The 23,097-nt window shown below is 66.9% G+C and carries 18 protein-coding genes; 8 read left to right on the plus strand and 10 right to left on the minus strand.

Annotated features, from left to right (window positions below):
• Positions 1-255 precede the first annotated feature (255 nt).
• Genes ACFXKA_RS12025 through ACFXKA_RS12040 form a run of 4 tightly spaced genes read right to left on the minus strand, consistent with a single transcriptional unit; the run spans position 256 to position 5,604 of the window.
• Positions 256-2,178 (minus strand): dipeptide ABC transporter ATP-binding protein, encoded by a 1,923-nt coding sequence (locus ACFXKA_RS12025; RefSeq protein ID WP_379427183.1) that lies wholly within the window; start codon positions 2,176-2,178, stop codon positions 256-258.
• Positions 2,175-3,065 carry an ABC transporter permease gene (locus ACFXKA_RS12030; protein WP_354840385.1) on the minus strand — a complete coding sequence of 297 codons (891 nt, stop codon included), beginning with the start codon at positions 3,063-3,065 and terminating at the stop codon, positions 2,175-2,177. Before ACFXKA_RS12030 ends, ACFXKA_RS12025 begins: the two co-directional genes overlap by 4 nt.
• Positions 3,062-4,021 carry an ABC transporter permease gene (locus ACFXKA_RS12035; protein ID WP_379427184.1) on the minus strand — a complete coding sequence of 320 codons (960 nt, stop codon included), beginning with the start codon at positions 4,019-4,021 and terminating at the stop codon, positions 3,062-3,064. The genes ACFXKA_RS12030 and ACFXKA_RS12035 overlap by 4 nt, the downstream gene beginning before the upstream one ends.
• Positions 4,018-5,604: an ABC transporter substrate-binding protein gene (locus ACFXKA_RS12040; protein WP_379427185.1), complete on the minus strand. Its 1,587-nt coding sequence runs from the start codon at positions 5,602-5,604 to the stop codon at positions 4,018-4,020. The genes ACFXKA_RS12035 and ACFXKA_RS12040 overlap by 4 nt, the downstream gene beginning before the upstream one ends.
• Before the next feature lie 136 nt (positions 5,605-5,740).
• On the opposite strand from ACFXKA_RS12040, the gene ACFXKA_RS12045 reads away from it, so the two are divergent.
• Positions 5,741-8,053 (plus strand): arylsulfatase, encoded by a 2,313-nt coding sequence (locus ACFXKA_RS12045; protein WP_379427186.1) that lies wholly within the window; start codon positions 5,741-5,743, stop codon positions 8,051-8,053.
• Positions 8,054-8,479: 426 nt separating this feature from the next.
• Here ACFXKA_RS12045 and ACFXKA_RS12050 read toward each other — a convergent pair whose 3' ends face one another.
• From ACFXKA_RS12050 to ACFXKA_RS12060, 3 genes are all read right to left on the minus strand, one after another.
• Complete coding sequence (locus ACFXKA_RS12050) at positions 8,480-8,698, minus strand: hypothetical protein (protein WP_379427187.1); 219 nt, start codon at positions 8,696-8,698, stop codon at positions 8,480-8,482.
• Between the two features lie 186 nt (positions 8,699-8,884).
• Positions 8,885-10,336 carry a DUF222 domain-containing protein gene (locus ACFXKA_RS12055; protein WP_379427188.1) on the minus strand — a complete coding sequence of 484 codons (1,452 nt, stop codon included), beginning with the start codon at positions 10,334-10,336 and terminating at the stop codon, positions 8,885-8,887.
• Positions 10,337-10,462: 126 nt separating this feature from the next.
• Entirely contained in the window at positions 10,463-10,906 is a 444-nt protein-coding gene (locus ACFXKA_RS12060; protein ID WP_379427189.1) for a YdeI/OmpD-associated family protein, read from the minus strand.
• A 323-nt stretch (positions 10,907-11,229) separates the two neighbouring features.
• Here ACFXKA_RS12060 and ACFXKA_RS12065 point away from each other — a divergent pair, with 323 nt between their 5' ends.
• From ACFXKA_RS12065 to ACFXKA_RS12095, 7 genes are all read left to right on the plus strand, one after another.
• On the plus strand, positions 11,230-14,970 hold the full coding sequence (locus tag ACFXKA_RS12065) for a nitrate reductase subunit alpha (protein ID WP_379427190.1): 3,741 nt from the start codon (positions 11,230-11,232) through the stop codon (positions 14,968-14,970).
• 10 nt (positions 14,971-14,980) lie between these two features.
• Positions 14,981-16,753, plus strand: a complete 1,773-nt coding sequence (narH, locus tag ACFXKA_RS12070) for a nitrate reductase subunit beta (protein ID WP_379427222.1) — start codon at positions 14,981-14,983, stop codon at positions 16,751-16,753.
• Positions 16,750-16,926, plus strand: a complete 177-nt coding sequence (locus ACFXKA_RS12075) for a hypothetical protein (RefSeq protein WP_379427191.1) — start codon at positions 16,750-16,752, stop codon at positions 16,924-16,926. The genes narH and ACFXKA_RS12075 overlap by 4 nt, the downstream gene beginning before the upstream one ends.
• A complete protein-coding gene (gene narJ / locus ACFXKA_RS12080) occupies positions 16,923-17,603 on the plus strand; it encodes a nitrate reductase molybdenum cofactor assembly chaperone (RefSeq protein WP_379427192.1) in 681 nt (226 codons plus the stop codon). The genes ACFXKA_RS12075 and narJ overlap by 4 nt, the downstream gene beginning before the upstream one ends.
• A complete protein-coding gene (gene narI / locus ACFXKA_RS12085; protein WP_379427193.1) occupies positions 17,600-18,334 on the plus strand; it encodes a respiratory nitrate reductase subunit gamma in 735 nt (244 codons plus the stop codon). Before narJ ends, narI begins: the two co-directional genes overlap by 4 nt.
• 122 nt (positions 18,335-18,456) lie before the next feature.
• A complete protein-coding gene (locus ACFXKA_RS12090; protein WP_379379444.1) occupies positions 18,457-18,747 on the plus strand; it encodes a hypothetical protein in 291 nt (96 codons plus the stop codon).
• 23 nt (positions 18,748-18,770) lie between these two features.
• A complete protein-coding gene (locus ACFXKA_RS12095) occupies positions 18,771-19,007 on the plus strand; it encodes a hypothetical protein (RefSeq protein WP_354840357.1) in 237 nt (78 codons plus the stop codon).
• A gap of 52 nt (positions 19,008-19,059) precedes the next feature.
• Here the strand turns inward: ACFXKA_RS12095 and ACFXKA_RS12100 are convergent, their stop codons facing one another.
• From ACFXKA_RS12100 to ACFXKA_RS12110, 3 genes are all read right to left on the minus strand, one after another.
• Positions 19,060-20,421 (minus strand): DoxX family protein, encoded by a 1,362-nt coding sequence (locus ACFXKA_RS12100; protein ID WP_379427194.1) that lies wholly within the window; start codon positions 20,419-20,421, stop codon positions 19,060-19,062.
• Between the two features lie 290 nt (positions 20,422-20,711).
• Positions 20,712-21,380 carry a hypothetical protein gene (locus tag ACFXKA_RS12105; protein WP_379427195.1) on the minus strand — a complete coding sequence of 223 codons (669 nt, stop codon included), beginning with the start codon at positions 21,378-21,380 and terminating at the stop codon, positions 20,712-20,714.
• A 161-nt stretch (positions 21,381-21,541) separates the two neighbouring features.
• Complete coding sequence (locus ACFXKA_RS12110; RefSeq protein ID WP_379427196.1) at positions 21,542-23,077, minus strand: alkaline phosphatase family protein; 1,536 nt, start codon at positions 23,075-23,077, stop codon at positions 21,542-21,544.
• Between the last annotated feature and the right edge of the window lie 20 nt (positions 23,078-23,097).

A 23,097-nucleotide genomic window follows, 5' to 3' on the forward strand; every position in this document is an offset into this window, starting at 1 on the left:
GCTTCGAGTTCCTGAGAATCCTGTCCATATACCGCTTTCGCGCCCACCTGGTTCCCTCCTGTACGGAATCCCGGTGGCCCACCGCGCCTCCCTGTGGAGGCGCCGCCGAGATCTCCTTCGAGACGGATACTTACACAGATTCGGATACGAACCGTTCCGCGCGGCAAATCCAGTCAGTATCACCGGATACTCCTATTGGTATAAGTTCCGGTGTGTCGTGACAGTCGGCGCGGAATGGCGCTCCCCAAATTACTCTCAGGCCCCCAATGCGAGGGGTACTTGGACGGACACGATTTCGTCTCGGCGCGCGCGGGCCGGATCCGGGGCGGGAACCGCGTCCAGCAGGCGCCGCGTGTACTCTTCGCGCGGATGCTGAAAAACGGCTGTGACCGGGCCTGATTCGACTATGCGGCCCTCCCGCAGCACCACCGCGCGGTCGGCCACCTGATGCACGACGGCGAGATCGTGGCTGATGAACAGGCAGGCGAATCCGTATTCGGCGCGCAGATCGGCGAAGAGTTCGAGCACCTGCGCCTGCACCGAGACATCCAGCGCGCTGGTCGGCTCGTCCGCCACCAGCAGCCGTGGCGCGAGGGCCAGCGCCCGCGCCAAGGCCACGCGCTGACGTTGCCCGCCGGACAGCTCGCCCGGCCGCCGGCTCGCATACTCGCGGGGCAGGCGCACGGATTCGAGCAGATCCCCGACCCTGGCCCGCAACAGCGCCCCCGACGCCGCCCGATGCACCCGCAGCGGTTCGCCGATCGAGTCCTCGAGGCTGTGCCGCGGATCCAGCGAGGCGGCCACGTCCTGATGCACCAGCGCGACGTTCTTGCGCAGCCCCCGCAATTCCCGCTGAGACAACCCGGTCAACGAGACGCCTTGCAACACGACCTGTCCCGAAGCCGCGGGCACCAAGCCCAGCGCGGTACGGCCGAGCGTGCTCTTACCCGAACCCGATTCCCCGACCAGACCCACCACTTCGCGCGGAGCCAGCGTCAGCGAGACATCATGCAGGGCCTGAAAGCGCTTACCGTGGCGGCGGTAGACCACCGACAGGTCGCTGAGACGCAGCACTGGCTCGGCCGCCGACTCAGCGGTCGGCGCTGACTTCCCCGCGCCCGCGGGCACACTGGCCCCGGAAACATCGGACGCCGAGTCAGTGCCCGAAATGTCCAAAGCGTCCCGGGATACGACTACGCCCGCGGGCACCGGGGACACCCCATTGAGCGGGGGCACCGCCGCAGCACGTGGGGTGGCCGATGCGACTCGTTCCGCCGACCCGTCCGCATTCGACGACGGCGCGGAAAGACCTCCGACGGTCGTCGATGACACAGACAGCCCTGTCACAGACGCCGATGACGAAGATGGCGCCGCCAGAGTCGACGGTGACGCTGGGCCGGCAGGCAGCACGGGGACCGCGGCCAGCAGTTCGCGGGTGTAGGCGGACTGCGGAGTCGCGAAAAGGTCGTGGACCGGTTGGGTTTCGACTATTTCGCCGGCGCGCATAACCACCACGCGGTCGGCGATGGCGGCTACTACGCCCAGGTTGTGGGTGATGAAGAGGATGGCGGTGTCGTTGCGGCGCTGGAGGTCCCGGAGGAGGCGGAGGATTTCGGCCTGGACGGTGACGTCGAGGGCGGTGGTGGGCTCGTCGGCGATGAGGAGGTCGGGGTCGCCGGCGAGGGCCAGGGCGATGACTACGCGTTGCTTCTGGCCGCCGGAGAGTTGGTGGGGGTACCAGTCGACGCGTTTGGCCGGTTCGGGGAGGTCGACCTGGGTGAGGAGTTCGATGGCGTGGGCGCGGGCCTCGGACCTGCTGATCGGGCGGTGGGCGCGCAGGGCTTCGGCGATCTGGGTTCCGATGCGGCGTACCGGGTTCAGCGCGGTCTGTGGTTCCTGGAAGACCATGGCCGCCCGGGCGCCGCGGAGGGGGCGCAGGTCGGTCTCGGTGGCGCCGATGATCTCGGTGCCGTCGAGGCGGATCGAGCCGGTGGCGGTCGCGCCGGTGGGGAGCAGCCCGAGGACGGCGCGGGCGGTGAGGGATTTGCCGGAGCCGGATTCGCCGACCAATGCGACGGTTTCACCGCGCGCGACGCGCACGCCGACGCCGTTCACCACCGTGCGGGGGCCGAAACTCACCACCAGGTCGCGAATGTCGAGCAGAGTGTCGTCGGTCATCCGATCCTCCGGGCGCGGCCCAGAGCCTGGGCGATCAACAGGAATCCGAGGGTGAGCGCCGAAACCACCAGCAGCGGGCCGACGGCCATGGCGGGATTGGCGTCCAGGTTGCGGGTGGACTCGGCGATGATCGACCCGAGTGACGGGTCCGGCGGGCGCACGCCGATGCCGATGAAGCTCATGGCGCTGTCCACGAACACCGCCAGGGACAGTGACAGCGCCAGCTGCACGGCGAGCGGTTCGATCACATTGGGCAGCACGTGTTTTCGCAGTGTCCAGCCGGTGCTCGCACCGATCACCACCGCGGCCTCCACGTAGGGCTGTTCGCGCACGGCCAGTACGGCGGTGCGGATCTGGCGGCCGAAGATGGGGAGTTCGGCGGCGATGATGACGATGACGACCGCGTGCGCGCCCGGTCCCGTGACCGCGGTGAGCGCGATGGCGAAGATGAGAGCCGGGAAGGCGAGGATCAGGTCGAAGACGCGCTGCGCCAGCACATCCGCCACCGGATTGACGGTGGCCGCCAGACCGATGATCGAACCCAGCATCGCGCCCGCCGGGACCGCCAAGAAGGCGATGAGCAGGTCCACGCGGATGCCGTAGAGGGTCCGGGTGAACACATCCCGGTTGAGTTCATCGGTGCCCAGCCAGTGCTCGCCGCTCGGGCCGAGCAGGTTCGCTCCCGGAATCTGCTCCAGCGGGCCGTATTTCGTGAGCAGACCGGCGGCGAGGGCCGCCACCGCGATGACGGCGATCAGCAGCACGCCCGCCAGCCCCTGCCCGCGGGTCAGCGCCCGCAGTAGCGGCCGCCCCGGATTCGGTTCGCGGCCAGGGCTTTCCGTGACCGTCGTGGTGTCGCCGCGCTCGGCGACGGCGGGCTCGCTCATGCGCGACCTCCGATACGAATGCGCGGATCCAGGTAGGCGTGCGCGATGTCGGTGGTCAGCTGGATGGCCACGAACACGGCCACCGAGAACAGCAGCAGCGCCTGCACCACCGGATAGTCGCGCCGGTTGATGCCCTGCTCGATGAGCTGGCCGATGCCGGGCCAGGCGAAGGCTGCCTCCACCAGCACCGCGCCGCCGAGCAGATTGCCGGTCTGGATGCCGAGCGCGGTGAGCATGGTGGGCAATGCGTTTCGCAGTGCGCCGTGGGTGATGATGCGGCGGCGCGGAATGCCGAGGGCGCGGGCGGTGAGGACGTAGGGCTTGGCCAGTTCGGTGCGCAGGGCCTCGGTGAGGAAGCGGGTCAGCGCGGCGGCCACCGGCAGGCCCAGGCAGATGGCGGGCAGCAGCAGGTACTGGACGGCGATGTCGGGCCGGGCCAGGAACCCGTCCGGCGGGATGCCGCCCGCCGGCAGGATCGGAATGGCGACCGCGAACACCAGCACCAGCAGCACACCGGTCACGAAGACCGGGATGGCGACGGTCACCGTATTGGCGGCCGCCACGATCGCATTGAGCCAGCGCCGATCCCACAGGACCGAGGCGACGGATACCGCCAGGCTCACGATCACCGCCAGCGACAACGCCGCGGCGGTCAGGATGAGCGTGTTCGACAGACCCCGCACGATGAGATCCGCGATCTGGCCACCGATCACGTAGGACCGCCCCAGGTCTCCGGTCACCACGCCGTGCAGCCATGACAGGTACTGCGCCGGGATGGGCCGGTCCAGGCCGAGCTGATGCCGGATGGCGGCAATGGTTTCCGGGGTGGCGTCCGGCCCGGCCAGGGTGGTGGCCGGATCGCCGGGCACCAGTCGCAGCAGCAGGAAGATCAGCACCGACGCCCCGAAGAGGACCGCGAGGGCCGACGGCACCCGGCGCAGCAGATAGGCGGTCATGCCAGGAACGCCTGGGTGAACACGTGCTCGCGGCGCTTGGTCCAGTCGAAGCCGTGCAGTTTCCGGGATGCGCTGTCCTGCGGGTAGTGCACGCCGATCTCGATCAGGAACAGGCTGTCCAGCAGTTGATCGCTGAGTGCCTGGTAGGCGCGGGTGGCGTCCGGGCCGGTGGCGCGCGGCAGCTGCCAGGCGGCGTCGGCGGCCGAGACGTAGTCGGGCGATTCGTAGCGGGAGGCGTTCTTGCGCGCGTTGAACGGGTAGGCGCTGACGGTCAGCGTGGACGGCACGAACTGCGCCCAGGAGTGGTCGGTGATCCACAGGCCCGGGAACTGCGCGCCGATCAGCTGTTTGATGAAGGTGGCGTTCTCGGTGGGCGCGAGTTCCACCTCGATGCCGATCTCGGCGAGATTGGCCTGCACGATCTGTGCGGTGGCCTCGAAGACCGGGTAGGCGGTGTTGTAGGTGAGCGGCAGCTTGGGCGGTTTGGGCAGCTGCGCCAGAATCTGCTTGGCCTTGGCCACATCTCGCGTGTAGCGGCTGTTGCGGGAGTCGTCGAAGGCGGGAGAGTTCTTGGGCCACGGCAGGTTCAGCGGATAGCCGGCGCCGCGGAAGACCTCCTTGATGATGCGCTCACGATCCAGGGCGTAGGCGATGGCCTGGCGCACCCGCACATCGGCGAGGGCGGGGTCGGCGACGTTCGCGCCGACGTAGACCTGGAGTTCGGCTCCCTCGAAGGTGATGACCCGGAAGCCGTCGGTCTTGGCGAGGTTCTCGTTGTCGCGGTAGGTGATGCCGTCGGCGAGGTGGATCTGGCCGGTCTTGAGGGCGTTGAGCTGCGCCTGATTGTCGGCGATGACGGTGAATTCGACGCGATCCAGGTAGGGGCGGTCCGGCACCCAGTAGGCCGTGTTCTTCTCGAATACCAACTGCTGGTTGGGGATTCGCTGCACGAACTGGAAGGGGCCGGTGCCGATGATCTTGTCGCCGGTGGCGAGCTGGTCGATGGACTCGCTGTCCAGGATGGGGACGGTGTCGAGCAGGTCGAACAGATTGCTCAGCGGGTGCGCCAGCGTCAGCGTGATGCGGTGCGGATCGCTGGTGTCGAAGCCGGTGACGGCGGCGGCCGTGCTCTTCAGCTGCGCCGACCACTTGGGATCGGCGTAGGTGCGCAGCGAGAACTCGACGTCCTTGGAGGTGAAGGGGCGGCCACTGTGGAACTTCACGTCGTCGCGCAGGTCCAGGGTGATGGACTTGCCGTCGGGGGCGAGGGTCCAGCTCTTGGCCAGCAGCGGCTGGGGTTCGAGCTTGTCGTGCGGGTAGCGCACCAGGGATTCGAAGACCAGGCCGATCACATACGGTGTGGTGCCGGTATTGGTGAGCAGGTTGGCGGGCACGAGGTCCACCAGCACGCCGTACTTCAGCGTACCGCCGCGCACGGGTTGCGCGTTGTCGTCGCCGCCGCGTTGCTGGTTCACCGCCGAGGTGCAGGCGGCCAGCGCTCCGCTGCCGAGGATCGCCAGGGCGGCGACGGCGGAACCGCGCAGGAAATGACGGCGGTGCAGACCGCCGGGGGACGAATTCATCTGGAAAACCTCGAGTGTGGACCGGGGCCGAATGGTGTGCGGCGACGCTATCCGCGGATGTATGACGGATCACCGGTTGCACGCAGCCAGAGTGAAACCCTGGCTCCGGCACGGGCCCGCGCCCTTTGCTGGGAGCATGTCAGTCCCCGCCCATGCCCGTGGCTATGAGAATTTCGCCGGCGAGATCGGCCGCACCACCGCCGATTCCACGCCGGAGTGGAACTATCCGCCGACCGCGCCCGCCGGTGCGCCCAATATCGTCGTGGTGCTCGTCGACGATATGGGCTTCAGCGATATCGGCCCGTTCGGGTCGGAGATCGAGACCCCGACCCTGGATCGGCTCGCCGCGAACGGATTGCGGCTCACCAACTTCCACACGACCCCCTTGTGCTCACCGTCGCGGGCGGCGCTGCTGACCGGAATCAATTCCCACCGTGCGGGTTTCGGCTTCGTGGCGAATGCCGATCCCGGCTATCCGGGGCTGCGGCTGGAATTGGCCGATGACGTGCTGACATTGCCGGAAATATTGCGCGCCAACGGATATGCGACATACGCGGTCGGGAAGTGGCATCTGGTCCGCGATGCCACGCTGCATCCGGCGGCGCACCGGGATTCGTGGCCGACGCAGCGTGGATTCGACCGGTACTACGGGTCGCTGGAGGGGTTGAACTCCTTCTACTATCCGAATCAGCTGATCTCCGACAGTTCGGCGGTGGATGTCGAGGAGTATCCGGAGGGGTACTACCTGACCGACGACTACACCGATCGCGCCATCGGCTACCTCAAGGACCTGCGGGCGCACGACGCGGCCAAACCGTTCTTCCTCTACTTCGCGCACACCGCCATGCACGGGCCGTTGCAGGCCAAGCCCGCGGATCAGGCCAAGTATCGGGGGCGGTATCGGGAGGGCTGGGATCGGTTGCGGCAGAGCCGATTCGCCGCACAGATCGCGCAGGGGCTGTTCCCGGCGGGGACACAGCAGAAGCCGCGCAATACCGAGCCGGGTTATGAAGCGCAGGAGTGGGATGCGCTGACCGATGAGCAGCGGGCGCGGTTCGAGCGGTACATGGAGGTGTACGCGGGCATGGTCGACAGCATCGACCAGAGCCTGGGGCGGATCGTGGAGGTGCTCGAGCAGTTCGGCGAGTTGGACAACACCATTATCGTGTTCACCTCCGACAATGGCGGCACCGCGGAGGGCGGGCCCGAGGGCACCCGGACCTATTTCGCGCAGTTCGCCCAGGTCGACGAGCCCGACTGGGAGCGGGATGTGCCGCACGACGACGAGTTGATCGGCACCGCGAAACTGGGGGTGCACTATCCGCGCGGGTGGGGGCAGGCGTCGAATACGCCGTTCCGCTTCTACAAGGGGCAGACCTTCGCCGGCGGGGTGCGGGTGCCGTTCGTGCTGTCGTGGCCCAGGGGGCTGCCGCGCACGGAGGCCGATACCGGGGTGCGCGAGGAGTACGTCTACATCACCGACCTCGCGCCCACGCTGCTGGAACTCGCCGGGCTCGAACGGCCGACGGTCCGGAACGGACTGCCCGCCAAGGACTTCGACGGCGTCTCGGCGGTGGATGTGCTGAGCGACCCGGCCGCCGTCTCGCAGCACGTCGAGCAGTATTCGGAGATGACCGGCCACCGCGGCTTCTACCGCGACGGCTGGAAACTCCTCGCGCTCTATGAGCCCGAGCGCGGCATCGACAATCCACGCTGGCAGCTGTTCGACGTCCGCACCGATCCGACCGAGCTCCACGATCTTTCCGAGCAGCGTCCGGACAAGGTCGCCGAGCTCTCGGCCGCGTGGGACGAAGCCGCGTGGCACAACACGGTTTTCCCGCTCGTCACCCGGCAGGACCTGGCTCGGCGCCGACCGGAGGAGGCCCGGCTCGGCGAGCAGGTCCGCATCCTGCCCGGCACCCCCACCCTCGAGCGCTATCGCTCCCAGCGACTGATCGCCTACCGCGACTTCACGATCACAGTGGAATTGGCTGGTTACCGTCCCGGCGATGAGGGCGTTCTCGTCGCCCACGGCGACCCGCTGGGCGGCTACCTCCTCTACGTGGAGAACGACCACCTGATCTTCGGCTACAACGCCTACGGCCGCTACACCGAAGTCGACGCCGGTGAAATCCCCTCCGGCAGCGGCCATTTCACCGTCTCCGCCACCGTCCAACCTCACCTGCGCTGGGATTTCACCATCGGCATCGACGGCGTCCGCGCCGCCACCCTCCCCAATCAGGTCCAACTCGTCGGCATGTCCCCCTGGACGGGGATCTCCGTCGGCCTCGACGCCCGCGGTCCCGTCTCCTGGCCCCTCCGCGACCGCCGAGGCGTCTTCCGCTACTCCGGTTCCCTCCACTCCATCACCTATCGGCCCGGCCCCGTCGGCGTGCCCGAGTCAGCCCAACAAGTCTTGGATTCCGAAGCCGAACTGATAGCGGAGTAGCAGACCCAAAACCCGAAGCCGGCAACCCGAAAGGACGAAAAGACAAAGAACCAAAAGATCAAAAGACAAAGACGCCTGGAGAAGGGAGGGGGCCGGGGTTGAGGACGCGCCTACACCTACCAGCCCAATCACCTTTGAACCTGCATGTGGGTGTCGCTGCAGGAGGTATTCGCTTGGATCTCGGGGTTGGGGTATCCGCAGGATGGGATCTAGCGAGGAGAAGACCGCTGTGGTTGTTCGGCGTTCGAGGAATTCAGGATGGACTTGCGATGGGTTGTGTCTGTAGAAGGTGATGCGTGCAGTCCCTGGGCCGGGGTCGGTGGGAGACGCTCCCGACCCGGCGTCAGCCCAAGTCCGGTAGGGCAGGCGAGGTGACCACACTTCCCCGTGCCCTGCGCACACCAGCCCGACACGAGCAGCCGGGAATCACGCCGCCCGAGCACCCCACCTCCGGCAACTGGAATCGACCGCAGCCGCGACCCACTGCCCCACGCGATGCCGATCGTCCACCCGCACCTCCCCGGCGCCCCGCGCACGCCAGCAGGACACGAGCAGCCGGGAATCACGCGGCCCGTGCACCCACTTCTGGCAACTGGATTCGACGGCAGCGGCGACCCACTGCCCCACGTGGTGGCGGTCGTTCACCCGTACCTCCCTGTGCTCTGCGCATGCCAGCAGAGCACGAGCAGCCGGGAATCACGCCACCCGTGAACCCCACCTCCAGCAACTGGAATCGATCGCAGCCGCGACCCACTGCCCCACACGAGGCCGATCGTCCACCCGCACCTCCCCATGCCCTGCGCACGCCAGCAGCACACGAGCGGCCAGGAATCACGCTGCTCGTGAACCCCACTTCTGGCAACTGGATTCGATGGCAGCGGCGACCTGCTGCCCTACGTGATGTCTGTCGTTCACGCGAGGAATGCCGGTGGGGTCGAGGCGTTTCGGGGCAATCCACCCGGTCCGGCCCCGATACGGGGAATCCTTGCCCATGACAACGGTTTTCCAACCGTCGGGACTGTCGTTGACCAGTGCGTGGCAGTGATCGCACACCAGGGTCAGATTGGTCAGATCGGTCGGCCCGCCCTTGGCCCAGTCGGTGATGTGGTGCACCGCGCACATACTCGCGGGCGCATCACATCCCGGGCGGGTGCAGCCCTTGTCGCGGGCGATCAACGCCAACCGTTGGGCGGGGGTGGCCAGGCGTTGGCAGCGGCCCAGGTACAGCGGCAGCCCGTCGGCGTCGAGGACCACCAGTACCGGGCGGGTGCCCTCGGCCAGCTTCAACGCCTCGTTGATCGAGACGTGGCCGCCGGAGGCGGTGGTCGCGACCCCGGCTCCACGCTCGAGGTCGGCGAGGTTCATGGTCAGGATGGCTTGGACCGGCAGACCGCGGTGGGAGCCGAGTTTGGCGGGGTCGACGCCGGGCTGCAGGAGCGCGAACAGGGCGTCGTGGGTGCGCTGACCGGCGTCGCGGCGGTCGCGGCGGGCGGCGGCCTCGAGGGCCTTCGAGTCGATGACAGTGGCGGTGGCGGTGGGGCTTTCGGGGTCTTCGAGGTTGCACATGCCCGGGCGCGCGAACTTGGCGAACACGGCATCGAGCAGGGCCCGCAGTTCGGGGGTGATCCAGCCTTCGATCCAGGACATGCCATCGATGCCGGGGCGGCACAGCAGGATTCCGCGCTTGCGACGGCGGTCGGTGTCCGAGACGACCTTGCCGTCCGGGTCGACCCGGGCGAGGATGTCACGGCCGATCTTGGGCAGATCATCGGGCCAGCCGACACGGGAATGGCCGACCAGGATGTCCTCGGCTTCCGCGCGCGTCTCTGCCGCGATGTCGGCGGGCAGGTGGTTCATCACGTCGATGATGTTGCGGACATGATCGCGTGAGATATCGCCTGTCTCATAGGCTTCGGCGGTCTTCTCCAACGCCGCTGGGCGCAGGTGTCCGGTGGGTTCGAAGAATTCCCCGCACTGCATGGTGATCTTCACCCGCACCGATGCGTCGTACTTCGACAGACCCAAGGTCTGCCGCAGGAACGGCACCACCCCCTTCGCCCCACTGCCTTCGGGCAGCGAACGATTGCAGGCCTCGATGATCAGGCGTGAATCCAGCGCCGACAGTTGACGTTTGCAGGTTTCCAACCGCTGCATCAAATCCACGACATCACCGTCAGCGAGCGGAGTGAGGTTCCCGTGGAGGACCGAATCGGACAGGGCTTCGACGGCGGCCGCCAGTTCTGCGATGCCGCACGTGTCGAGTGTCACCCCCGTCGAATCCATGCACTAATTCTATCGCTATCCTTAAATATCAGGAACCCGAAATGTCCTATATTACAACGTAATTCAACGGATCAGATATGAAATTGCAACTCCGTCAACGAATTTCGATGTGACATCGGATCCGTTTCAAGAACCGCCGGCGAGGGACTCGACGATCTTGCCGATCCGGCGAGTGCGAGTCTCCGGTTTCTTGGCATCGGTCACGGCGGTGACGTGCTCACGGCGGTTGGTGTACGAGAGCCTGTCGAAGGCGTCCTGCACCCCCGCATCCCGCAGTGCGGCGGCGAGGTCGTCGGGGACAGTTATGGTGCGCTCCACTGTGTCACGCTCGACAGTGACGGCGACCCGGTCGCCGGCCCCCTTGCCGAGTTCGGCGCGGATCGCCTTCAGCAGTCCCAGGCACAGTCCCGCACCCATGTTGGCGATGGAGCCGCGATAGCGGATGCCGTCGAAGGTGGCCTGGACTGGGATGCGGCCGCCGCCACCGAGGGCGGTGATGATGTCGGGGGGAATGCGAATGTATGCACCGCCGTTGGCAGCGGTCTCGATGACGCCGTCGAATCGTTGCATGGGTGCACGATATAGCGATCACTCAGCAATCCGAAGGTGTGTTAACAAATATTAAGTAACCGAGAACCAACCGTTTCGGAAGCTTCACCGCCACTGCCCCGGAAGCCCCTTCCGAGAACGTGTTTCACCGCCTGCGAAGGGGTTTCCCCAGGTCGCGACCGGAAGGTGTGACCTCGGCCGCTACCCCGCAGTGACCGGAACATTGCGGCGATCTCACAGCTCACAAATGCGCTTCGAGCATTGTGAGCAAACCGTTTTGATGCCTCCCCCCGCGTCCCTACAGTCGAGCCGGCAGCCCGGTTTTCCAGCTCGAAGGGGGCGTTATGGCTATTACGCAGAACGGACACTCGTCCGCCGATGCGCTGCTTCGACTGGGGAAGTACTTCAACCGCGGCGAGGTGTCCGGTGATCTGCGCACCCTGCACAAGGTGGGCGGGCGCGAGGCCGACGAGTTCTACCGGGATCGGTGGTCGCACGACAAGGTGGTGCGGTCCACGCACGGCGTGAACTGCACCGGTTCGTGCTCGTGGAAGATCTACGTCTCCGACGGCGTGATCACCTGGGAGTCGCAGCAGACCGACTACCCGAGCGTCGGCGCCGACAAGCCGGAGTACGAACCGCGCGGCTGTCCGCGTGGCGCGTCGTTCTCCTGGTATACCTACTCCCCCGCGCGCATCCGCTACCCGTACGTGCGCGGCACGCTGCTGGAGCTGTACCGCGAGGCCAAGACCCGGCTCAAGGATCCGGTGCTGGCGTGGGAGTCCATTGTCGAGGACGCGGACCGGGCCAAGGCCTACAAGTCCGCGCGCGGCAAGGGCGGGTTCGTGCGCGCCGAATGGTGGGAAGCCGCCGAAATCGCCGCCGCCGCACACGTTTACACGATCAAGCAGTACGGCCCCGACCGCATCGCGGGTTTCTCGCCGATCCCGGCCATGTCCATGGTCTCGCATGCGGTCGGCGCCCGGTTCATCTCGCTGATCGGCGGCTCGATGCTGTCGTTCTACGACTGGTACGCCGACCTACCCGTCGCCTCCCCGCAGGTCTTCGGCGACCAGACCGACGTTCCCGAGTCCGCCGACTGGTTCGACGCCGGCTATCTGATCATGTGGGGCTCCAATGTCCCGGTCACCCGAACCCCGGACGCGCACTACATGACCGAGGCCCGCTACCGCGGCCAGAAGGTCGTGGTGGTCTCCCCGGACTACGCCGACAACACCAAGTTCGCCGACGAGTGGGTGCCCGCGCGCCCGGGTACGGACGCCGCCCTGGCCATGGCCATGGGTCACGTGGTGCTGCGAGAGTTCTTCGTGGACAAGCAGACTCCGTATTTCAACGACTACGTCAAGCGCTACACCGATCTGCCGTACCTGGTGGTGCTGGACGAGCACGAGGGCGGCTGGTCCACCGAAGGCGACTACAGCGGTCACACCTTCACACCCGGCAAGTTCCTCACCGCCGCCGATCTCGGCCGCACCGGCGAGGGCGTCGAGCACCAGACGGTGTTGCTGGACGCGGACGGTAATCCGCAGGTGCCCAATGGCTCTCTCGGCCACCGCTTCAACGAGACGGGCAAGGGCCGCTGGAACCTGGACCTGGGGGACACCGATCCCCTGCTGACCCTGTACGGGCGCACCGATGATGTTGCGGCCGTGCAGTTCCCCCGCTTCGACGGGCCGCCGGGTGGGTTCGAGGGCAGTGATGCAGCTGTCCTCACCCGTGGCGTGCCCACCACCGTCATCGCGGGACGACGGGTGACGACGGTGTTCGACCTGCTGCTGGCGCAGTATGGCGTAGCCCGGTCCGGCCTGCCCGGCAGTTGGCCGACCGGCTATGACGATGCGACCCAGCCGTACACTCCCGCCTGGCAGGAGTCGATCACCGGCGTCCCCGCTCAGCAGGCCGAACGCCTCGGCCGCGAATTCGCCGACAATGCCGAGCGTTCCAAGGGCCGGTCCATGATCCTCATGGGCGCGGGCACCAACCACTGGTTCCACTCCGACCAGATCTACCGCTCCTTCTTCACCCTGACCCTGCTCACCGGCTGCCAGGGCGTGAACGGCGGCGGCTGGGCGCATTACGTGGGCCAGGAGAAGTGCCGGCCGGTGACCGGTTGGGCCACACTGGCTTTCGCCTCGGACTGGCAGCGGCCGCCGCGGCAGATGCAGGGCACCGTGTTCTGGTACCTGGCCAACAACCAGTGGCGCTACGACCCGTTCACCTCCGAGTCGTTCGCCTCACCGTTGAGCAAGGGCACCTTCTCCGGGCGCACGGCGGCCGACAATATCGCGCTCGCAACACGCCTGGGCTGGATGCCGTCGTATCCGACGCTCAACCGCAATCCCCTCGATCTGGTCGACGAGGCCGAGCATGCGGGCAGGACACCCGCGGATTACGTGGTGGACGGCCTGAAGTCGGGCGATCTTCGCTTCGCCTGCGAGGATCCCGACGCACCCGAGAACTTCCCGCGCGTGCTGACGGTGTGGCGCGCCAACCTGCTGGGTTCCTCCGGCAAGGGCAACGAGTACTTCCACAAGCACCTGCTCGGCGCGGACTCCAACCTGCAGACCACCGAGACCACCGGGGTGCGCCCGCAGGAGCTGGAATGGCGCGACGAGGCCGCCACCGGCAAGCTGGATCTGCTGATGTCGATGGACTTCCGCATGACGTCCACGACCCTGTTCTCCGACATCGTGTTCCCGGCCGCCACCTGGTACGAGAAGCACGACCTGTCCTCCACCGACATGCACCCGTTCGTGCACGCCTTCTCCCCGGCCATCTCCCCGCCGTGGGAAGCCAAGACCGATTTCGAGGCCTTCCACCGCATTGCCCGCGGGTTCTCCTGGCTGGCCGAGAAGCACCTGGGCGTGCGCCGGGACCTGGTCGCGGTGCCGCTGCAGCACGACACGGCCGACGCGCTGGCGCAGGCCGGCGGGCGGGTGCTGGACTGGAAGCACGGCGAATGCGAGGCCGTTCCGGGTGTCACCATGCCGAAACTCGTTGTCGTCGAACGTGACTACCCGAATGTCGCGGACAAGATGGCCGCGCTCGGGCCGTTGGTCGAAACGCTGGGACTCACCACCAAGGGTGTCACCACTCTGCCCGATATCGAGGTAGATTACCTGCGCGGCGTCAACGGCACTGTGGTTTCCGGTGTCGCGCAGGGCCGTCCGTCCCTGGCCAAGGACACCCACGCGGCCGAGGCGATCCTGGCACTGTCCGGCACCACCAACGGCCGGCTCGCGGTGGAAGGGTTCCATGCGCTCGAAGAGCGCACCGGAACCGAGCTGGCCGACCTGGCTGCCGAACACGAGGGAAAGCGAATCACCTTCGCCGACACGCAGGCCCGGCCCGTTCCGGTGATCACCTCACCGGAATGGTCCGGGAGCGAGACGGGCGGACGCCGGTATTCGCCGTTCACCATCAATGTGGAGCGGTCCAAGCCCTGGCACACGCTGACCGGGCGGCAGCACTTCTATCTCGATCACGACTGGATGATGGAGCTGGGCGAGCAGCTGCCGATCTACCGGCCGCCGTTGGACATGACCGCGCTGTTCGCGGAGCCCGGTATCGGCAAGGTGAGCGAGAACGGCGTGACCGTGCGGTATCTGACGCCGCACTCGAAGTGGTCGATCCACTCCGCCTACCAGGACAACCTGCACATGCTGACGCTCTCGCGCGGCGGTCAGGCGATCTGGATGTCGGACAGGGACGCCGCGAAAATTGGTGTCGCCGACAATGATTGGATCGAGGCCATCAACCGCAATGGCATCGTGGTGGCGCGCGCGATCGTGTCGCACCGCATGCCCGAGGGCACGGTGTTCATGTACCACGCCCAGGACCGCGCGGTGAACGTGCCGCGTATCGAAGGCACGGCGGATGTCAAGCGGGGCAAGGGTAAACGCGGTGGTATCCACAATGCGCTGACCCGGATCATGATCAAGCCCTCGCACCTCATCGGTGGCTATGCGCAGCAGTCGTTCGCGCTGAACTACCACGGCCCCACCGGAAATCAGCGCGACGAGGTCACCACGATTCGCAAGCGCTCGCAGGAAGTGGAGTACTGATATGCGTGTGATGGCGCAACTGGCCATGGTCATGAACCTGGACAAGTGCATCGGCTGCCACACCTGCAGCGTCACCTGCAAGCAGGCCTGGACCAACCGTTCCGGCACCGAGTACGTGTGGTTCAACAATGTGGAAACCCGTCCGGGACAGGGTTATCCGCGTCGCTACGAGGACCAGGAGAAGTGGAAGGGCGGCTGGACCCTCGACAAGAAGGGCCGGCTGACCCTCAAGTCCGGGTCGCGGATGAAGCGACTGCTCAATATCTTCGCCAACCCGGATCTGCCCACGGTGTCGGACTACTACGACCCGTGGAGCTACGACTACGACAATCTGCTGTCCGCGCCACAGATGGACACCACGCCGGTGGCGCGGCCCAAGTCGCTGATCACCGGTGAGGACACCAACGTCACCTGGGGCGCGAACTGGGACGACTCGCTGGGGTCGGGCCCGGAGCAGGTGGGCAAGGACCCGTTGCTGGCCAAGCTCTCCGAGCAGGTCAAGCTGGAGTTCGAAGAAACGTTCATGTTCTACCTGCCGCGCATCTGCGAGCACTGCCTCAACCCCTCGTGTGCCGCGTCGTGCCCGTCGGGCGCGATCTACAAGCGCGCCGAGGACGGCATCGTGCTCGTCGACCAGGACAAGTGCCGCGGCTGGCGGCAATGCGTCACCGGATGCCCGTACAAGAAGATCTACTTCAACCACAAGACCGGCAAGGCAGAGAAATGCACCTTCTGCTACCCGCGTGTGGAAGTCGGCATCCCCACCGTCTGCTCGGAAACCTGCGTCGGGCGACTGCGCTACATCGGGGTCATGCTCTACGACGCCGACAAGGTTCTCGAGGCCGCCTCGGTGGAGAACGACCAGGACCTCTATCCCTCCCAGCTGGGTGTGTTCCTCAACCCGCACGACCCGCGCGTCATCGCCGAGGCCGAGCGGGCCGGGATCTCGCCGGAATGGATTCAGGCCGCACAGGATTCACCGGTCTACAAGCTGATCGTGGACTACCAGATCGCGTTGCCGCTGCATCCGGAATACCGGACCATGCCGATGGTCTGGTACGTGCCGCCGCTGTCGCCGGTGGTGGACACCCTCACGCAGACCGGGCACGACGGGGAGAACCACAACAATCTCTTCGGCGCCATCGACACCCTGCGTATTCCGTTGGAGTACTTGGCCGAACTGTTCACCGCCGGTGAGATCGGCCCGGTCCGCGCCTCGTTGCAGCGGCTCGCCGGGATGCGGTCGTTCATGCGCTCGATCAACCTCGGCCAGGAGCCCGATCTGTCCATCCCGGACGCCGTCGGTCTCGAGCCCGAAGAGATCGAGGCCATGTACCGGCTGCTGGCCATCGCGAAGTACGAACACCGCTACGTGATCCCGTCGGGCGCGACTTCCCGTGCCCACGAACTGGATTCGCTCGCCACAGGATGCTCGCTCGACACCGACGGCGGCCCCGGCATGACGGCCTTCGACTACATGGCCGACAAATTCCACCTCACCGACACCAACGATGCCTCCCCCGACCAGAAGTCCAACCGCATCAACCTGCTGAACTGGGACGGCAAGAGCACGAAAGGCTTGGTGCCCACCGAAACCGGCACCAATGGCTCCGGTGCCAATGGCCATGGCGGAAATGGAGCGAACGGCAGCGGCGCCGGCGTATCCACCGCCACGTCCGGAAACGGCAACGGAAACGGCAATGGCCACCACGGTTCCGGTGTCGACGGCGTCAGCAGCGGCGCTGCCGCCGCCGAGCCGGAACCCACCGGAGCCACACGATGAGCCTGCTGAAACCGCGACGGCGCACCGAACCCGCCGTCACCGCGCACGAAGAGGATCGGCGGCAGGCCTGGCGGCTGAACGCGCTGTCGCTCGACTACCCGCACCCGCGCACACGCGCCATGATCGACGAACTCGCCACCGCCGCAACGGAATCCACCGGAGCCCCGCGATGAGCGTGCTGAAACTGCGGCGACGGCCCGAACCGGCCGTCGCCATGAGCGAACGCGATCGGCGACTGGTGTGGCGGCTGGGCGCGCTGCTGCTCGACTATCCGAGCGCGCAGACCCTGGCCATGCTCGACGAGCTCGACGCCGCCGCAGCGGAATTGCCGGACGCGGTCCGTCCGCTGCTGGCCGGGTTCCTCGCGCACCTGCGCACCGGCGATGCGATCGCGCTGGCCCAGGAGTATGTCGAGACCTTCGACATGCGCCGCCGGGCCAGCCTGCACCTGACCTTCTACGCCTACGGGGACACCCGCAAGCGCGGGATGGCGCTGCTGCGTTTCAAGCATGCCTACCGCCACGCCGGGGTCGAGCTCGGCGACGAGGAACTGCCCGACCACCTGCCCGTGCTGCTCGAATTCGCCGCCACCGTCGATCCCGTCGGCGGCGAACGACTGCTGGGCGAACACGTCCCGGTGCTGGAACTGCTGCGGTTGTCGCTTTCCGACAGTGGATCTCCTTACGCCGGGGTGCTGGCGTCGGTGGTGGCGACCCTGCCACCGGTCACCACCGCCGACCGCCGGCGTATCGCCGAACTCGCCGCCCAGGGCCCGCCCGAGGAAGAAGTCGGATTGGACCCCTTCGCCATGGACCCGCTCGCCTTCACCGGATCGGAGGCCCGCCGATGAGCTCCGCGCTCTGGCTGATGCTGCCCTACATCGCGTTCACGTCGTTCGTGCTCGGGCACCTGTGGCGCTATCGCACCGACCAATTCGGCTGGACCACACGGTCTTCACAGGTCTACGAGTCGCGCCTGCTGCGGCTGGGCAGCCCGCTGTTCCACTTCGGCATGCTCGGGGTGATCGGCGGGCACGTGCTCGGCGTGCTCATCCCGCAGTCCTGGACCGACGCCGTCGGCATCTCCGAGGAGACCTATCACGTGGTCGCCGTCTCCGCGGGATCCGTTGCGGGCGTGGCGGTCATCGCCGGGATCGGCATCCTGCTCTACCGCCGCGTCACCGTCCCCGCCGTCCGTCAGGCCACCACCACCAATGACAAGGTGATGTACGTCCTGCTGGCCGCCGCCCTGATCACCGGTCTGCTCAACACCGTCGGCAGCAATCTGCTCTGGGGCACCTACAACTACCGCGAGACCGTTTCCCCCTGGTTCCGCAGCCTGTTCACCCTGCATCCGCACCCCGACCTCATGGTCGGCACCCCCTGGACCTTCCAGGCGCACGGCCTGATCGTGTTGTCCCTCATCGCCTTCTGGCCCTACACCCGCCTGGTCCACATGTTCTCCGCGCCCATCGGCTACCTGGTGCGCCCGTACGTGGTGTACCGCGCCAAGCCGAACAAGTCCGCGGACAAGACCCGCTACGCCCGCGCCTGGGATACCCCCGCCATTCCCCGCCGCTGAGACACCGGGCGTGCATCGATTTATCGATGGCGCCCGGTCCCGGCCGGTGTTATGGTTCGGCGCGGCCGAGCCGAACGGTTGGGCTCGAATTGTCTTCGGGGGAAACCATGTTCAATTGGTATGTGGGCCTGCTCGCGCTCAGTGGCGTGATCATGCTGGCGCTGGCGGTGGTGCGACAAGGGCAGAGCAGCGCCTCACGCTCGATCAACGGCATTTTCGGCGCGGTCTATCTCGGCTACGCCTTCTATCTCGCCTTCCTTTTCGACGGCGGCTCCTACCTCATCTTCTTCCAGGCGTTCATTCTGCCGGTCGTGATGGTGGTCAATTTCTTCCGCAATCGCACACCGAAGCCCAAACTCACCGAAACACAGAAGGCGTGGCGCGAGTATCAGCGCTCCGCCGGGCAGCAATAGGCTCGCCGGGCGACAATAGCGCGGTGTTCTCCAGGAAGACCGAGCCCGAGCGGGTTACACCACCGGCCACGCCCTGCCCCGACTGCGGGGAACGCCGCGTCACCCTGAGCGGGAATATGGATACGTATCTGATCCAGCGCAATGGCGGGCGGGCCCTGACGGACCTGCTCGCCCTGCTCTGCCTCGGATGCGGACGCGTGTTCTTCTACGCCGAGCGGCTCGACAAGGTGCGGGCCGCGATGAAGTCGACGACGTCCTGAGCGCGCGAGTCGGGCTGCTCCCGCGCCGCACGTCGCGACGAACACGCCGCCACTAACGGAGGTACGGCACAGGCTGGACCCAGTGGAATCCGCGCGAGATCAACCGGAAGCGGTCGAGATCGACCCGGGTCAGGCGCAGATGGACCGGACGGCCGGCCAGCTGACCGTCCAGCATCAGCTGATCGGGCTGGGGCTGTTCGTAGTTCAGGACGGCGAGCTTCCACTGGTGCGCCAGATCCTTCGTAATGGTCACGGTGTGCAGATCGGTATCGATCTCCACCGGGAACGACACCAGCGAGTCGTCCATGCGCTGGGCGGTCACGCCCTGCGGGACGTCGAAGATGAGTCGGCGGGAGCGGTCCAGTGGACCTGCGAGCTGCCCATCCGGTGGCGAGGACCGGAAGTCGACCAGCGCCGGGACCTCCTGGCCTGCGACCGTATATTCGGTGACGTTCCAGATCCCGTAGAGCGGCGAGTGCGGCCGGCCGTTCCCGTACGCCTGCCAGGCGTCATGGCCCTCGGCGAGAGTTGTGAGGAATATCCACACCCCCAGAATCGCCTGTGCCGCCACCAGGATTCGCCGCCCGCGCACCGAGGAGACCAGCGGCTCGGGCACGCGCATCGGGACCGCCCGCCCGACCAGTGCCCGTACGGTGCGTCCGATATCCGGGGCCGCCAGCACCGTCGCGTACACCAGCAGCTCGCCGGAGAGGATCTTCACCGGCACATCGAAGGTGAGGTTCAGCAGGAACACCTGGAGGGTCACCACGACCGACAGGAGCGCACCCAGCCCCGCGGTGACCGGCAGGACCAGCAGCAGACCCGCGGTGACTTCCGCTGCGCCCAAGGCGATTTCGTACGGCTCGGAACTGGCCGTCTGCGACCACAACACCGCCATCGGGCTGAGATCGCCGAACGGCTCCACCAGCCGGTCCAGCGCGAACGCCATCTGCGAGGGCAACAGTTTCGTGACGCCGTACAGCAGCAGGGCGCTCATCAGGGCCAGACGTACCACCATCCGGAACCACGCGTACAGCCGCACATAGTCCGGCCGCCGCCGATCCAGCACCGACCACACCGCCGTGACCGGCGCGGCGACGACCAGCAGGGTGAAAATCGACACCCAATTCGCCGCGGTATCCCCGCTTCCCGTGAACGACCAGTCGACATGGACGCCGAAGACACGCTCCCCCAGCCAATCCGTGAGCGGATGCAGTGCCGTCCATTTCGCCACACCCATCACGGTCTGCTGCGAGACTCCCACCGACCGCAGCAGCATGTGCAACACCCACACCCCGGCCATTCCGACGCCCAGCGTCACGAATGAATACCGGAACACCATCCGCCGCAACGGACTCCATCGCGGCTCACCCGTCCCCGCGACGTCTGCCTCGACGGCCAACTGCACAACCACGCCGATTCCTCCGAGAGCTACCGCAACTGATTACCCTGCGGCGCTGAACGTTAGGTCAGCGAACGGCCGGTTCGTACCCGGCAAATCCCTTGCCCCCACACCCCTTGCCCCCCGGATCGGGGCCAGGGGTGGCGCCGGCCGACGGACCCGGTTGGGCACAGCCTGCGTCGGAGGCTGATCATGTGCCGGCTCTTCGCCCTGGCGTCCCGCTTCGGGTCTTATCCAGCGCAAGGGCGGGCCCTGACGGACCTGCTCGCCCTGCTCTGCCTGGGATGCGGACGGGTGTTCCTCTACGCCGAGCGGCTCGACAAGGTGCGGGCCGCGATGAAGTCGACGACGTCCTGAGTGCGCGAGTCGGGCTGCTCCCGCGCCGCGCGCGTCAGGCGGTCAAGAGCCTCGTCGAGGCGGGAGCTCGGGCCCTGCTCGACGAGCAGCACGGCGATGGCCTCCCAGGTGGCGACGGTCGGACTCGGTTGCGCCAGCAGCTCTTCGAGATAGTTGTCCGAGTCGAGCAGGCGCAGCGCGCGGCGGGCGTGGGCATGGACGCGCCTGGGCAGCTCAGCGCGAATCAGGTCGATATCGCCGGGCTGGACGTGCCCCGGCTGGTCGGGGTCGAGGCGTACCGACCACAGCTGGTCCGGGTCCTCGGGTAGACCCTCGCCCGGGAGCAGGCCGGGCCCCGCCGCGGACTCGATCGCGAGAGGCGCAAGGCCCAGGCGTTCGTTGCGCCAGTTGCGGAATTCCCACCACGCGGTCGGGGTCGCCCAGGCGCCCAGCCCGAATCGGAGCATCTGCTGTCCACCGGTGAACGTTCGGAATGTGCGCGTCCGCGCCACGGTGGCCGTACCGCCGGGCATCCCCCGCACCCAGGTCGGCTCGGCCCCCTCAAACCCATACGGCTGCAGCAGTTTTCCCGTATCGCGCATCAAGCGGCGCAGCGCCGACTCCGGTTTGACCATCCCCGCAGACTAGCCGTGCGAACCGACAGGATCCCGCACCTCGCGATCCGCCCAGCATGGCGCGCGTCGCCCGGACACGCCGCGCAGCAACACCGAACACGCCGCGCAGGCACACCGGGTGTGCCTGCGCGGTCGGACCGTCCGGACGAGCGACGGGACCGTCAGTGGCCGGACCAGATGTCGTTCACCGTGGCCGCGTAACCGTCGTTGTTGGTCAGGGGCTGGAGGCCGAGGGCGGTGTCGATGGTGCGGAGCAAGCCGTACTGGTCGGTGCGCTGGGAGCTGGTGTAGCCGGGCTTCACGGAGTTCTGCGAGCCGAGCACGATGGTCGGGACCCGGTTCGGGAACAGCGGGCCGAACGCCTTGGTGGTGCCCTCGTCGAAGGTCACGATCAGCAGGGAGCGCTGCTGATTCCAGGCCGGGGAGTCCAGGATCGCGGGCACCGTGGTGCTCAGCCAGCTGTCGCCCGAGGCCACGCCGCAGCCCTCCATGTTGTGGCATTCGTTGGCAGCGAACCACACGAAGTTCGGGGTGGTGGCGGCGGATTTCAGGTCGCTCGTCAGCTGCGTGAGCGGCTGCAGGTGTGCCGCGCAGTAGGACTGGTCGGACTTCATGTTCTTGAAGTACGCGAACGGCAGGTCATCCGGGTAGTACTCGCCGTGGGCAGCCAGGTCGCAATTGCCGTTGGCGTCCTCGGCGTAGCCCTTCCAGCTCTTGTGCGCCGCGTCCGCGCTGTTGCCGATGTGGCGCGCGTCGATGGTCGTGGCGCCCACGCTGTTGTCGACCAGCCCGTACAGTCCGCCGGCCGCCAGCGCGACATAGTTCGGATCACTCGGATGCGTGGTGGCGTAGGACTGGCTCAGTGTCGCGCCCTGTGACCGCAGGCCGTTGATGTAGGGGGCCTGGGGATTTCCGATGATGCCGGTGAGGCCGTCGTAGTCCTGGTTCTCCAGGTAGACCACGAAGACGTGGTCGTAACCAGGCACCGTCGAGGCGGGTGCGGTCAGCTTCGGTGCGGGCAGTGCGGCGCCGATGGTGAACGACAGGTTGTCGGCGTAGCCGTCGTTGGTGTCGCCGTAGGTCCAGCTGAAGTTCAGCTGGATCTTCACCGCGCGCGTGCCCTTCGGCAGGGTGCCCTTCGTATCACGCTGCAGCAGACCGGTTTTCAGGCCGCGATCGATACTGCTCACGTCGTCGCACTCGGCGGAGCCGAGCTCGGACCCCGATGCGCTGAGGAACGTCGCCGTCATGTTGACCCGATCGTCCTGGGCACCGAAACCGCCCAGCCAGCCATTGAGATCGAAGCTCACGCCACCCTGGTCGATGGCCGCACCCGCGGCCGAGACGCTGATGGTCTGATCCATCTCGGCATTACCGGTGCCGCCGCCGGCGAAGAACTTCGAACCCCGGTTCGACGGACCCGGCGAGGACGTGTCCGGCCATCCGGACTGTCCGTAGCACACCGCATTCGGCTCACCCTTGCCGATGGTCCAGCCCGGCAGCGTCATGCCGTCCAGCCCCTTCGGTGAGCACTGCGCCACCGCCTCGGCATCGCCATCCACGATCAGGTTCGGGCTGGTGACCGCGGCCTGCGCCACAGACGGCGTGACCGCGGAGCCCCCCAACACGGCCAGTGCGGCCGCAGCAGTGATAGCGAAGAATTTGCCATGGACGTTTCCAACGCCTTTGTGGCGCATACATGTTCCTTTGCGGGTCG

The organism is Nocardia sp. NPDC059228 (assembly GCF_042754245.1).
In the GTDB taxonomy this organism is placed as follows: domain Bacteria; phylum Actinomycetota; class Actinomycetes; order Mycobacteriales; family Mycobacteriaceae; genus Nocardia.

Coding starts and splice junctions, on each gene's coding strand:
- ACFXKA_RS12045 (WP_379427186.1), top strand. CDS start 5,741: ATGTCAGTCCCCGCCCATGCCCGTGGCTATGAGAATTTCGCCGGCGAG.
- ACFXKA_RS12105 (WP_379427195.1), bottom strand. CDS start 21,380: ATGGTCAAACCGGAGTCGGCGCTGCGCCGCTTGATGCGCGATACGGGA.
- ACFXKA_RS12030 (WP_354840385.1), bottom strand. CDS start 3,065: ATGAGCGAGCCCGCCGTCGCCGAGCGCGGCGACACCACGACGGTCACG.
- ACFXKA_RS12075 (WP_379427191.1), top strand. CDS start 16,750: ATGAGCCTGCTGAAACCGCGACGGCGCACCGAACCCGCCGTCACCGCG.
- narI (WP_379427193.1), top strand. CDS start 17,600: ATGAGCTCCGCGCTCTGGCTGATGCTGCCCTACATCGCGTTCACGTCG.
- ACFXKA_RS12065 (WP_379427190.1), top strand. CDS start 11,230: ATGGCTATTACGCAGAACGGACACTCGTCCGCCGATGCGCTGCTTCGA.
- narH (WP_379427222.1), top strand. CDS start 14,981: ATGGCGCAACTGGCCATGGTCATGAACCTGGACAAGTGCATCGGCTGC.
- ACFXKA_RS12040 (WP_379427185.1), bottom strand. CDS start 5,604: ATGAATTCGTCCCCCGGCGGTCTGCACCGCCGTCATTTCCTGCGCGGT.
- ACFXKA_RS12110 (WP_379427196.1), bottom strand. CDS start 23,077: ATGCGCCACAAAGGCGTTGGAAACGTCCATGGCAAATTCTTCGCTATC.
- ACFXKA_RS12060 (WP_379427189.1), bottom strand. CDS start 10,906: ATGCAACGATTCGACGGCGTCATCGAGACCGCTGCCAACGGCGGTGCA.
- narJ (WP_379427192.1), top strand. CDS start 16,923: ATGAGCGTGCTGAAACTGCGGCGACGGCCCGAACCGGCCGTCGCCATG.
- ACFXKA_RS12035 (WP_379427184.1), bottom strand. CDS start 4,021: ATGACCGCCTATCTGCTGCGCCGGGTGCCGTCGGCCCTCGCGGTCCTC.
- ACFXKA_RS12025 (WP_379427183.1), bottom strand. CDS start 2,178: ATGACCGACGACACTCTGCTCGACATTCGCGACCTGGTGGTGAGTTTC.
- ACFXKA_RS12055 (WP_379427188.1), bottom strand. CDS start 10,336: ATGGATTCGACGGGGGTGACACTCGACACGTGCGGCATCGCAGAACTG.